Genomic DNA, 12,312 nt, shown 5'->3' with positions numbered 1-12,312 from the left:
GGAGCAAATTAATTACGGTAGCTGATGACCAGAGTTTCCGATATTTTATCTTGAATGGCTTGCCGGTTAGGGTCCCAATAAATTTGCATAAATCCAAGCAACCCCGTTGCTAAACCCGCACCATAACCACCGTAACGACCGAAGCTTTCCCATAGCGAAAGACCAGAGCCATCGAGTTTGAGTACTTGTATATTAAGCAACCGTTTGCCTGATGTTTTTCCACTGAACCAAGCGGTAAACACGCTGTAATAAAGTGCTGCCCAGCCAAAGCCCAAGCCAAGGTCTGTTATTAATCCTTTAATCCATTTGACGATGCTATAAGTAGCAGTGAGAGTCTCTGATGGTGGTTCATCGAAATCGGCGATTTCTTTATCAATATCTGCAATTTTCTGAGAGGCTTCTACAGACGAATTTTTATTTCGAAATGGGCCGCTTACACCCACACTTTCAATCGCTACATTCTTTTTACCTGAGCTGTTACCGGTATCACTTGAGTTATTGGCGATAGTATCGTCACGGAAATAATTAGCCTCGTTCGCAACGTCTAACGTTAGCAATACCGTCCAAAAGAGCATGAACGCACCACCTATTCGCAGAAAGGAGCGCGTAGTTTTTCTATCGCTATTGTGGGCGAGATTGTGACTGGCTTTATAAAAGGTCGCCGTGGCAATGATTGCTAAAAACAATGCGTCAAGCGAGCTTAGAATGGCGACGAATAAAAGGTCGATACACTGAGCTAAACCTCGTTGAAAAGGTGTAGCCAAGCGCTTTCCTAAAAGTGATTCAGCCACACCAAACGCGTAAGGCGTGACGATATCCTTCGTTTCGACGGTATCTGCTTTATCTGCAGTATTGTTTTCGACTTCACGGCTAATAGGCTGGGCTTCAACGTGTTGATGTGTGTGCGACATACGACGTCCACTGTGCTTAATACAATTCCATAACGCTACTTTACACAACAAGGCATGTTTTTTTAAAATTTTTTTGACTGTTGCGTTAGGGCCAGACAGATACGCATGGTAGATACAGTGTAATGTCTTCAAAAGTCGGAATAATTTTCCATATTAAACAATATCGAGCTAATTTTAATTTGGTGTAAGTTATTGATTTATATGGGTGGCATTTGCTTTGCTTTAAGGAATTTGAATGGATAACAAATATGCCTTTAAGGAGGTCACTATGTTTAACACCAAACGTACGATTGCAGCAACGCTTGTTTCGGCGGCGATGATGAGTTCATCAGTCATGGCGCATACTACTGTTGATGAGCAGAAAAAAGCAGAAATGAGAGCATCAACGACGTCAATGCAACCCATGTCTCGAACTTCAGTATCGGATAATACGTGGATAACATTAACGGGTGAAGTAACGGCTGTCGATTCACAGTTCTTTACACTTGATTACGGTGATGGTGAAATTTTTGTAGAGTTAAAAGACACTGACTTAGACACCAAGGCTTACGCGGAAATCGACGGTGAAGAAGTTATGGTAACTGCGCATCTTGATGAAGGCATGTTTTCGAACGAAAGGCTGGTAGCTCAAAGTGTCATCGTAGAAGATATGGACACGGTTTATTTGGCCGATTCGGTTGATCAAGCGTCAGCAGACCTCTACCTTAGCACCGCAAACAATATTGATTTTGATGACGAAGGAATGGTGGTAGTAGGTACGATTAGATCAATTGGTAAAGAGGCATTGCAAATTGAGGTAGGCGAAGCAACATTAACTGTTGAGCTAGACGAGCTAGAAGATGCCCCAGTTGATGAAAATGGTTATTTAACTTTAGTAAAAGGTGAACGCGTTAGAATTAGTGGCGAATTAGAAGATGATTTCTTCAATCGGTTTACCGTTGAAGCAGACACGTTAATGAAAATGAAAAGTTAATGTCACGGCTTGTTTCTTGAATAAACAAACCCGCCAACAGGCGGGTTTTTTGTAACTTTAATTAACGTGCAGTCTGTAGGCACATTTTTACCCGTTATTTGGGCGGCATGCGCAAACCGCCATCTAAACGGATCGTTTCTCCATTCAAATAGCTATTGTTTGCCATATGAATAACCAGCTTCGCAAATTCTTCTGGTAGGCCAAGGCGTTTTGGAAACTGTACGTTCGCAGAGAGGGCATCTTGCACTTTTTCTGGCATAGCAAGAAGCATTGGTGTGCCCATTACACCAGGCGCGATGGTGTTTACGCGTATTCCCAATGGGGCTAAATCTCGTGCCATGGGTAAAGTAAGGCCGATAATGCCGCCTTTACTCGCGGCATAAGCAGTTTGGCCTATCTGACCTTCATAGCCGGCAACTGAAGCGGTATTTACAATTAGACCGCGCTCGCCCTCGTCGTTAATGGGCGACTGTTTTGCCATTGTAGCCGCTACTAAACGCGATACGTTGAAGCTTCCTACAAGGTTAATGTCGATAGTTTTTTGGAAATCACCAAGAGGTGCTGGGTTTCCTTCTCTATCAAGTAATCGTTTAGCGGGCGCAATACCTGCGCAGTTTACCACCAATGCAATAGCGCCAAACTTATCAGTTGTGGCATCGATAGCCGCTTGAACAGATGCTTCATCACGAACGTCGACTTTGGTGAAAAGCGTGTTGTCTTTACCGAGCTCTTCTACGCGTAGTGCGCCTATCTCTTCGTTTAAATCGAAAATGCTTACATTGGCACCTGCATCGCGAAGGGCGATAGCAGTAGCGTGGCCTAGGCCTGAACAGCCACCAGTAACAATGGCGGTGAGGTTGTTTAGCGTCATAGTTTTCCCTTAAACCCTAGTTATTCACTATTATTAACGTGATGTTAACGGGAAGTAAGAAGAAAAACTATGGTGCCGATAGGAACCGGCACCTTTCATTCAGTTATTTTGCCGCTATTTTGGCAACTGAATTTTACAGTCTTCGCTTTGGCGGTAGATAATTAGCGTGTGACCAATTACCTGAAGCTTAACTGAGTTTGTTTCACGAACGATGGCATCCATGATAAGCGCTTTTTCTTCGCGATCATCGGTAGGTACCTTAACTTTAATTAATTCGTGATGACTTAGTGCATTATCGATTTCGGCAACTACGCCTTCTGTGAGGCCGTTTCCGCCTAGTTGCACAACAGGTTTAAGAGGGTGTGCAAGGCCCTTTAGAAATTGTTTCTGTTTATTTGAAAGTTTCATGAAGTAATATTTCTTACAATTAATCTGTTAGTTTATGCTTGAAATAACGTATTCTAACGCCATCTTCTCTACAATCCTAATGACATTGTGTTGGAATGACAAAAAAGAAACACTCCGCCAGCAGTAAACGCTGGTTACAAGAACACGTTAACGACCATTATGTGCAAAAAGCAAATAAGGAAGGTTGGCGTTCGAGAGCTATCTACAAACTGGAAGAAATCCAGAAAAAAGATAAGCTCATTAAACCAGGAATGACACTTGTAGACCTTGGTGCGGCTCCAGGCGGTTGGTCACAGCTAGCTGCACAGCTTGTTGGCGACAATGGCCAAGTTATCGCGTGCGATATTTTGCCCATGGATCCAATAGTAGGCGTAGACTTTTTACAAGGTGATTTCAGAGAGGACGCTGTTCTCGACGCACTATTGAACAGAATCGGTGGGAACACCGTAGATATTGTGTTGTCTGATATGGCACCGAACCTTGCAGGTAATGCTTCGGTTGACCAATCTCGCTCTATGTATCTTTGCGAACTAGCGCTTGATATGTGTCACCAAGTTCTAAAGCCTGGTGGTTCATTTGTCATAAAGGTGTTCCAAGGTGAAGGTTTTGTTGAGTTCATGAACGCACTTAAACAATCTTTCACCACCATAAAGACGCGTAAGCCAGACTCGTCCAGATCACGTTCTCGTGAGGTGTATTTGGTGGCTTGTGGGTATAAAGTGTAGTACGCTTTGGGTTAAGCGGTTTTCGTTGCGAGTTGTGTCGTTTATTCAATAATCAACTTGTTGAATATACAAGCAATTCGGGTTTATAGAGGTTAGTAGCATTGAGCGATATGGCAAAAAATTTAATCTTATGGTTAGTCATCGCCGTTGTTTTAATGTCGGTTTTCCAGAGCTTTTCACCGAGTGAATCGTCTCGTTCGCAAACTGACTACACAACGTTTTTGAGAGAAGCAGAACAGGGAAATATTCGTGAAGTTCGCATCAATAATAATGGCGAAATTCGCGGTACTAAGCGTTCAGGCGAAACTTTCCAAACATTCGTCCCTTACTTCGACGACAAGTTGGTATCTGACTTAGTTAAAAACGACGTAAGAGTATACGGTGAACCACCAGAAGAGCAGTCTCTTCTAACGTCTATTTTCATCTCATGGTTCCCCATGTTATTGCTTATTGGTGTATGGATTTTCTTCATGCGTCAAATGCAAGGTGGCGGCGGCCGTGGCGCTATGTCGTTCGGTAAGAGCAAAGCGCGCTTGCTTGGTGAAGACCAAATTAAAACTACATTTGCTGACGTAGCGGGCTGCGATGAAGCGAAAGAAGATGTATCTGAGCTGGTAGACTTCTTACGTGATCCATCTAAGTTCCAAAAGCTAGGCGGTAAAATTCCGAAGGGCGTATTAATGGTAGGTCCTCCGGGTACAGGTAAAACGTTGCTTGCTAAAGCGATTGCCGGCGAAGCGAAAGTACCTTTCTTCACTATCTCGGGTTCTGATTTCGTTGAAATGTTTGTGGGTGTAGGTGCATCTCGTGTGCGTGACATGTTCGAACAAGCGAAAAAAGCAGCGCCTTGTATTATCTTTATCGATGAAATCGATGCGGTAGGTCGTCAACGTGGCGCAGGTCTAGGTGGTGGTCACGATGAGCGTGAGCAAACCCTTAACCAGATGCTTGTTGAAATGGACGGCTTTGAAGGTCACGAAGGTATCATCGTTATCGCGGCAACTAACCGCCCTGACGTACTAGACCCTGCGTTACTTCGTCCTGGTCGTTTCGACCGTCAGGTAGTAGTTGGTCTTCCAGACATTCGCGGTCGTGAACAAATTCTTAAAGTTCACATTCGCAAGGTGCCAGTGGCTGATAACGTAGAACCGTCGGTTATTGCTCGTGGTACACCAGGTTTCTCAGGTGCTGACCTTGCTAACCTAGTAAACGAAGCTGCATTGTTCGCTGCTCGCGGCAACAAGCGCCTTGTTTCAATGGAAGAGTTTGAGAAAGCGAAAGACAAAATCATGATGGGCTCTGAGCGTAAGTCTATGGTGATGTCAGAGCCTGAAAAGGAAATGACAGCGTATCACGAAGCGGGTCACGCTATCGTAGGTCGATTGGTACCAGAGCACGATCCGGTATACAAAGTGTCAATCATTCCACGCGGTCGAGCGTTGGGTGTAACTATGTACTTGCCTGAACAAGACCGTGTAAGCCACTCTAAACAGCACTTAGAAAGTATGATTTCTAGTCTGTTCGGTGGTCGTATTGCTGAAGCCATTATTTATGGTGACGACAAAGTGACCACGGGTGCATCTAACGACATCGAACGCGCTACTGAAATTGCACGCAAGATGGTGACCCAGTGGGGCTTGTCGAACAAAATGGGCCCAATGCTTTATGCTGAAGACGAAGGCGAAGTGTTTCTGGGCAAGTCTATGTCTAAGGCAACAAACATGTCTGACGACACAGCACGTGCCATTGATGCGGAAATTAAATCACTGATTGACCGCAACTACGACCGTGCCCAGAAGATCCTTGAAGAAAATATTGATATCTTGCATACAATGAAAGACGCACTGATGAAGTACGAAACCATTGATGCTAAGCAAATTGATGATCTTATGAACCGCACTGACGTTCGTCCGCCAGCAGATTGGGACGACAGCAAGCCATCAGGTGGTGACAAGCCTAGTGGTGGTGCGCCAGTACGTGAAGGTGAAATTAAGAATGACGGTGTAGACAAACCGTCGGTAGGCAAGCCGGGTGACATTCCTAGCTAAGTCTTCAAAATGATAGCCAAAAACGCCAGTTTATCTGGCGTTTTTTATTACCGCGTATTGGTTTTGCTCTCGGTTTTAATCAAAACTTACGACGATATAAATTTTGTTATTAGTTAAGTAGCAGCCTGTAATGTACGTACATTCTCAAGTAATGAATGTTGCTAACATCTCAGGGAAAAATCAGTGTGCGCTATAGCTCCACTTCTAAAACATGATAATGCAGGTAACTCATGCAGTTTGGTAACCACTTTATTGGCCTATCACACCCACACGTGATGGGCATTTTAAATGTCACACCCGATTCATTCTCTGACGGCGGCCAGCACGCTAACGTTCCCCAAGCCGTCGAACACGCGCTTCGCATGATTGAAGAAGGCGCAACCTTTATTGACGTTGGTGGTGAATCGACGAGGCCAGGCGCACCCGATGTATCGCTTCAAGAAGAGCTTGACCGCACAATACCTGTTATTGAGGCAATAGCAAAAAACACCGAATGTGTTATCTCTATTGATACCAGCAAAGCTGACGTTATGCGCGAGGCTGCAAGAGCGGGAGCGGGTCTAATCAATGATGTACGCGCTTTGCAAGAGCAAGGCGCGCTGCAAGCGGCTGCTGACGCTAAAGTACCCGTTTGCTTAATGCACATGCAAGGGCAACCCCGAACCATGCAACAAAACCCTCAATACAGCGATGTTGTGAAAGAGGTGGGGCATTTTCTGTTAGATCGCGCTAATGCATGCGAAGAGGCAGGTATACCTAAAGAAATGATTTTATTCGACCCTGGCTACGGTTTCGGTAAGTCGCTGGAACACAACTATGCGTTAGTTAAACACTTACCCTCACTTATGGCTTTAGGGTATCCGGTGTTAGTTGGTATGTCTCGAAAATCAATGATTGGCAATTTGCTTAACAGAAATGTAGACGAGCGCTTGGCGGGAAGCATAAGCCTCGCTACAATTGTGGCCCAAATGGGCGCACAGATTATTCGCGTTCACGATGTGAAAGAAACAGCCGATGCTGTCAATATTGTGAAAATGCTGAATACAATCAAATAAGGAATAATAATGACACAGCGCAAATATTTCGGCACCGATGGAATTCGCGGGAAAGTAGGCGAGAGCAATATAAACCCTGAATTCGTGACCAAGTTGGGATGGGCAGCGGGTAAAGTTTTAGCGGGTCGCGGCACGAATAAGGTGCTTATTGGTAAAGACACGCGTATTTCTGGTTACATGCTGGAATCTTCATTAGAAGCAGGTTTGTCTGCAGCAGGAATCGACATTGGCTTGCTTGGCCCAATGCCTACTCCTGCAATTGCATACTTAACCAAAACGTTTCGTTCTGAAGCGGGTATTGTGATAAGTGCTTCTCATAATCCTTTCTATGACAACGGTATCAAATTCTTCTCTGCTCAAGGTTTTAAGCTAGATGATGATATTGAGCTTGCTATCGAAGATATGCTTGAGCAACCCATGACATGTGTGGCGTCTGATAAGTTAGGTAAAGCTACGCGCATAAATGATGCTGCAGGCCGTTACATCGAATTTTGTAAAGGCACGTTCCCGTCTGAGCTTTCACTTACCGGCCTTAAGATTGTTGTAGACTGTGCACACGGCGCAACGTATCACATTGCACCTAACGTACTACGAGAACTAGGTGCGACGGTCATTGAATTGGGCACAGCGCCAAACGGCCTAAACATCAATGATAGTGTTGGTGCAACGTCGATGAACGCCATTGTTGAAAAAGTAAAAGAGACAGGGGCTGACCTAGGTTTCGCGTTAGATGGCGATGGCGACCGTATTATGATGGTTGATCACCTAGGTAATATTTTAGATGGCGATCAAATTGTTTATATAATTGCCCGTGACGCACTTAAAAATGGCAAAATGCAGGGAGGTGTTGTCGGTACCCTGATGAGTAACCTTGGCCTTGAAAATGCGCTATCGAAGTTAGGGGTGCCATTCGCCAGAAGTAATGTGGGCGATCGCTACGTGATGGAACTTCTTCAACAAAAAGGCTGGTCGATAGGTGGCGAAAATTCAGGGCATGTGCTCAATCTCAACATGAGCTCTACTGGTGATGGTATTGTAGCAGGGCTTCAAGTATTGGCGGCTATGCTTCGTTCTCACATGGACTTACACGATTTGGCAAGTGGCTTTGAAATGTACCCCCAAACGCTAGTCAATGTAAGATATGCCAATCAAGATGTGGACTACTTGGCGCACAACGACGTGCAAGATGCGAAGAAAGAAGCTGAAACAGGTCTAGGTAAGACGGGCAGGGTATTGCTTCGTAAAAGTGGTACTGAGCCACTGATTCGCGTTATGGTAGAGTCGAATGATGAGAGTCAGTCGAAGAAATGGGCTGAGTACATTGCTGGAACTGTTCGTAATCTCGCCAATTAGTTGGCGTAGCTAGAAATTTTAGTTTTTGTGCTTGTAACTTTTCAATTAAATAGTTAATATCACGCCCGCTTTGAAGACAGGGCTAAGGTCTGCGTTGTGACTAAAAATCTTAGAAAGCCATTCGTGGCTGGCAACTGGAAAATGAACGGAAATTTGGCATTAGTTGCTGAATTTAATCAAAAGTTAGCAGATGTAAAAGCGAATGCAGAAATTGTTATTTGTGCCCCATCTCTTCTTTTGCACGCGTTCGAAACCACGTCATTTGCCAAAGGTGCTCAGAACGTAAGTCATTTAGACAACGGTGCTCATACAGGTGAGCTGTCTGTTGAAATGCTTAAAGAAGCGGGCTGTGGCTACGCTATTGTTGGGCACTCTGAGAGACGAGAAGATCAAGGCGAATCGAGCGCTCTTGTTGCATTAAAGGCTAAGCATTGTGTTGGTTCAGGGGTTGTTCCTATTATTTGTGTAGGTGAACCACTAGAAGTGAGAGAAGCGGGTAACGTTGGAGCCTTTGTTGGCGAGCAGTTGCAAGCACTTGTTGATGCAATGTCTGTAGATGAGCTTAGCAAAACAGTTATAGCTTACGAGCCTATTTGGGCAATTGGTACTGGTAAGACAGCTAGCCCAGAACAAGCACAAGAAGTACACGAATTTATTCGCGGCTACTTTTATAAGATAGACGCACAGTTGGCTGAAGGCCTACGTATTTTGTACGGCGGTAGCGTAAAGCCAGAAAATGCTGAAACCCTGTTTGCTCAACATGATGTAGACGGTGGTTTAATTGGCGGTGCCAGCTTGAAAGCTGACGATTTTATTTCAATTTGCCAATCGGCAAACTGACGAGGTATTTATGATTTACGAAGTGCTTTTAGTAGCATACCTTATTGTAGCGCTATTGCTTATTGGGTTTGTTTTAATCCAACAAGGTAAAGGTGCAGATATGGGCGCTTCATTTGGCTCTGGTGGTTCAAACACAGTATTTGGTTCATCAGGTTCTGGTAATTTCATGACGCGTACAACTGCAATTCTTGCAGGTTTGTTTTTCTTCATTAGCCTTTCATTAGGTGCAATGACAGCGAATCGTGAGAGCGCAGAAGACGAGTGGAACAACTTAGAAGTTCCAGCGTCTATTGAAGCAGAGCCAGCGCTACCAGCTGACCAAGACGTACCAGTTATTGAAGACGCAACTCAGAACGACGTACCTGTAATTGAAAGTGATGTTACAGACGTACCAAAATCTGAAGAGTCTGACGGCTCTAATTAATAAAGTTTACGCGGAAGTGGTGGAATTGGTAGACACGCCATCTTGAGGGGGTGGTGAGCATAGCTCGTGCGGGTTCAAGTCCCGCTTTCCGCACCAATTTAAAAAAGGTCAGCAATTTTGCTGGCCTTTTTTGTTTAAAAACACAGGGTTATTTTTAACAAAAAGCCAATTTTAAAATGGCTGTTTTGTTTGAACGCTTAAATGTAACAAAGCATTAAAATTCAAAATTAACAGGGTGTTATCCCTGTTCCTAGCCGCGTTATTCAGCTATTCTTTTAGCTGCTGGCCAATCTGGTTCGCTGCACAGTTAATTCAAATTTCACGAGGCACCAGAGTGCAAAAAACACTAAGTCAGAGTTTATTTCAAACCCTTTTTATAGGTATTGTTATAGCATCACTTCTGATTGTTGGGTCAGTATGGCGCTCTGCTAATACGCTTGTCGTTGAGAATATTGACCACGATATCCTGCTCGCTGAGAAAGTGTTTGATAAAGTCGTTGCGGATCGGCAGGCCGTTATTCGAAGTGTGTCCAAAGTTCTTTCTCGTTCATTTGATTTTAGGCGAGCAGTTGGCACGGGAAACATACCCTCAATTGAAGCGGCGTTTACCAGTTATGCAGAAAGGCTAAATACCGACATCATTGCATTGGTAAGCTTAGATCATCAGGTTGTAGCATCGAATACCCCCTTGTTCCAAGTTGGCCAGAATATCGATAGCAGCTTAGCCTTAGTTGCTAAAGGCCGAGACAGCGGCTTTTTTGTGGTTAATGACAACTTGGTTCAGCTTAATGTCATTCGCGTGGAAATACCTACACTGCGGTATTACATGCTAATTGGTATCGAATTCGATAGTATGCTGCTTGAAGAATTGAAGCAGTTGGTTGACGCCGATATCATCATATCGAGATTGAACTCCAACGACATACTTATTAGCACGCTTAGCGAAGAAAATGCTCATCGTATTTTGGCGTCAGATAGAGACCCTTCATGGATTGACGTTACCTTTAAAGATCAATTAACGTACTTTGCGCGGGACGTAAGCATTGGTGAGGCTAATGAGTTGCCGGTTAACATAACGCTGGCCGTCGATACAACGCTATCTTTTAATGCATTTACCCGAATTCAACTAACTATATTAGCGTTTTCTTTAATCGCGATATTTACAGCCCTTGGCCTATCGATGTTGCTCGCTCGCAATGTCAGTAAGCCTGTATCAATGCTAGTTGAAGCGGTAAATAAAGTAGCATCAGGTAAATACGGCGCTACGCTTGAGGCTCCCTCAAAACTCAAAGAAATTACAGAGCTCGCCAATGCTGTTGATGGTATGCAGGCAAGCATTAAAAGTCGTGAAAAGCACATTCGGTATCAAGCCGAGCACGACGTACTCACTGGGCTGTTCAATCGGAATTTCGTAGAAGGCTATTTCGAGGCTGAGCTGCAAGAAGGCCGAGCAGTTCAAGTTGTAGCTATCACGGTGATTGGTTTTAGAACAATTAATGATCTCTATGGTTATTCAAACGGAGATAATACATTAAAAGCACTGGCTGAGCGTTTACAGCGATGGCCGGGCACCTCTGCACGTTTAGCTGGCGGGGAAATTCTTTACATCACACACCAATCGCTTAATGACACTCAATTAGAAACGCTCAAGCATATATTAGAACAACCTGTAGAGAGCAATTTAATAGCCATTCCGGTAAAGGTAGCGATGGCGGTACTCGATTGCCCACAAGATGCCGCATCATCTGAAGATCTATTTAAAAAAATGAACATCGTAACCGATGAAGCCATTCATGGCGAAAATTGGTGTGTTCGTTACAGAGCTGAACTAGAAGACAAATATACAAGGCGGCTAACAATAACCACTGAGTTGAAGCGAATTTTGTCTGGACATCAGGATGAGCTCTCGATGGTATATCAACCTAAAGTTGATTTACAAACAATGAAAGTATGTAGCATGGAGGCATTGATTCGTTGGAATAACAGTGTTTTAGGTTTTGTACCACCCGATGAATTTATCACCATCGCTGAACAGGCTGGTCTCATTGAGCAAGTTACCTCTTGGGTAATGAAGCAAACTATTTCAGATTTGGCGTACTTTCGAGAAAAGGGGTACGATTTTACCATTGCAATGAATTTGTCTACACAAGATATTCAGAACAAGGTGTTGCTCAGTAAGCTTGTGTCGTTACTTACACAAGAAGGGTTGTCGCCTGAGGCCCTTGAACTTGAAATTACAGAAAGTGACTTGGTTGCTGACGCCAATTTGGCAATAGAAAACTTAAATGAACTAACAGCTCGTGGTTTTCACTTTGCCATCGACGATTTTGGGACAGGCTATTCTTCCCTAGCTTACTTAAAAAACTTGCCTGTCAAAACAATAAAAATTGATAAGAGTTTCATTCTTTCACTCGCCAGTGACGAGAATGATCAACAGATAGTACATACGGTTTTGAGTTTGGCAAACGTGTTCAACCTGAAAGTCGTTGCGGAAGGTGTAGAGGACGGTGCGTCTTTTGAAATATTGAAGAGTTGGGGATGTGACATAGCGCAAGGTTATTTCATTAGTCGACCGCTCGTTAGGGAAGACCTAGAGGAATGGTTGCAAAATACGTCTTACAATTAAAAGCTATTTTTAACCATTAAAGTTGAGGTTTTCGGAGTAAACACGACTCAGATGTTGGCGATGACTGTGACATGGCAT

Annotated in this window: 11 protein-coding genes and 1 tRNA gene; 9 read left to right on the top strand and 3 right to left on the bottom strand. The window is 44.0% G+C overall.

The window, feature by feature from the left end; genetic code table 11:
- Nucleotides 1-8: 8 nt before the first annotated feature.
- Complete coding sequence (locus ACHUFN_RS01110; protein ID WP_394220445.1) at nt 9-911, bottom strand: RDD family protein; 903 nt, start codon at nt 909-911, stop codon at nt 9-11.
- A 268-nt stretch (nt 912-1,179) separates the two neighbouring features.
- Between ACHUFN_RS01110 and ACHUFN_RS01105 the strand changes: the two genes are divergently transcribed.
- The gene (locus tag ACHUFN_RS01105; RefSeq protein WP_394220444.1) at nt 1,180-1,884 is read left to right on the top strand and encodes a hypothetical protein; all 705 of its coding nucleotides are present in this window, start codon (nt 1,180-1,182) and stop codon (nt 1,882-1,884) included.
- A gap of 94 nt (nt 1,885-1,978) precedes the next feature.
- On the opposite strand, the gene ACHUFN_RS01100 is transcribed toward ACHUFN_RS01105, so the two are convergent.
- Nucleotides 1,979-2,755 (bottom strand): 3-hydroxyacyl-CoA dehydrogenase, encoded by a 777-nt coding sequence (locus tag ACHUFN_RS01100; protein WP_394220443.1) that lies wholly within the window; start codon nt 2,753-2,755, stop codon nt 1,979-1,981.
- Nucleotides 2,756-2,869: 114 nt separating this feature from the next.
- Nucleotides 2,870-3,163: a ribosome assembly RNA-binding protein YhbY gene (gene yhbY, locus ACHUFN_RS01095; protein WP_014949363.1), complete on the bottom strand. Its 294-nt coding sequence runs from the start codon at nt 3,161-3,163 to the stop codon at nt 2,870-2,872.
- Nucleotides 3,164-3,258: 95 nt separating this feature from the next.
- Here yhbY and rlmE point away from each other — a divergent pair, with 95 nt between their 5' ends.
- From rlmE to ACHUFN_RS01055, 8 genes are all read left to right on the top strand, one after another.
- On the top strand, nt 3,259-3,888 hold the full coding sequence (gene rlmE, locus ACHUFN_RS01090; protein ID WP_014949364.1) for a 23S rRNA (uridine(2552)-2'-O)-methyltransferase RlmE: 630 nt from the start codon (nt 3,259-3,261) through the stop codon (nt 3,886-3,888).
- 101 nt (nt 3,889-3,989) lie between these two features.
- Nucleotides 3,990-5,936 (top strand): ATP-dependent zinc metalloprotease FtsH, encoded by a 1,947-nt coding sequence (gene ftsH, locus ACHUFN_RS01085; RefSeq protein ID WP_394220442.1) that lies wholly within the window; start codon nt 3,990-3,992, stop codon nt 5,934-5,936.
- Between the two features lie 230 nt (nt 5,937-6,166).
- Complete coding sequence (gene folP, locus ACHUFN_RS01080; protein ID WP_394220441.1) at nt 6,167-6,991, top strand: dihydropteroate synthase; 825 nt, start codon at nt 6,167-6,169, stop codon at nt 6,989-6,991.
- 9 nt (nt 6,992-7,000) lie between these two features.
- Nucleotides 7,001-8,344: a phosphoglucosamine mutase gene (gene glmM / locus ACHUFN_RS01075; RefSeq protein WP_394220439.1), complete on the top strand. Its 1,344-nt coding sequence runs from the start codon at nt 7,001-7,003 to the stop codon at nt 8,342-8,344.
- A gap of 96 nt (nt 8,345-8,440) precedes the next feature.
- On the top strand, nt 8,441-9,184 hold the full coding sequence (tpiA, locus tag ACHUFN_RS01070) for a triose-phosphate isomerase (RefSeq protein ID WP_394220438.1): 744 nt from the start codon (nt 8,441-8,443) through the stop codon (nt 9,182-9,184).
- 10 nt (nt 9,185-9,194) lie between these two features.
- A complete protein-coding gene (secG, locus tag ACHUFN_RS01065; RefSeq protein WP_394220436.1) occupies nt 9,195-9,608 on the top strand; it encodes a preprotein translocase subunit SecG in 414 nt (137 codons plus the stop codon).
- A 10-nt stretch (nt 9,609-9,618) separates the two neighbouring features.
- A tRNA-Leu gene (locus ACHUFN_RS01060) sits at nt 9,619-9,704 on the top strand.
- Nucleotides 9,705-9,942: 238 nt separating this feature from the next.
- Complete coding sequence (locus ACHUFN_RS01055; protein ID WP_394220435.1) at nt 9,943-12,234, top strand: putative bifunctional diguanylate cyclase/phosphodiesterase; 2,292 nt, start codon at nt 9,943-9,945, stop codon at nt 12,232-12,234.
- The last annotated feature ends 78 nt before the right edge of the window (nt 12,235-12,312 follow it).

The organism is Alteromonas gracilis, assembly GCF_043642145.1.
In the GTDB taxonomy this organism is placed as follows: domain Bacteria; phylum Pseudomonadota; class Gammaproteobacteria; order Enterobacterales; family Alteromonadaceae; genus Alteromonas; species Alteromonas gracilis_B.
Note: the sequence above shows the minus strand (reverse complement) of the source record. Positions and strands in the feature narration are given on the sequence as shown.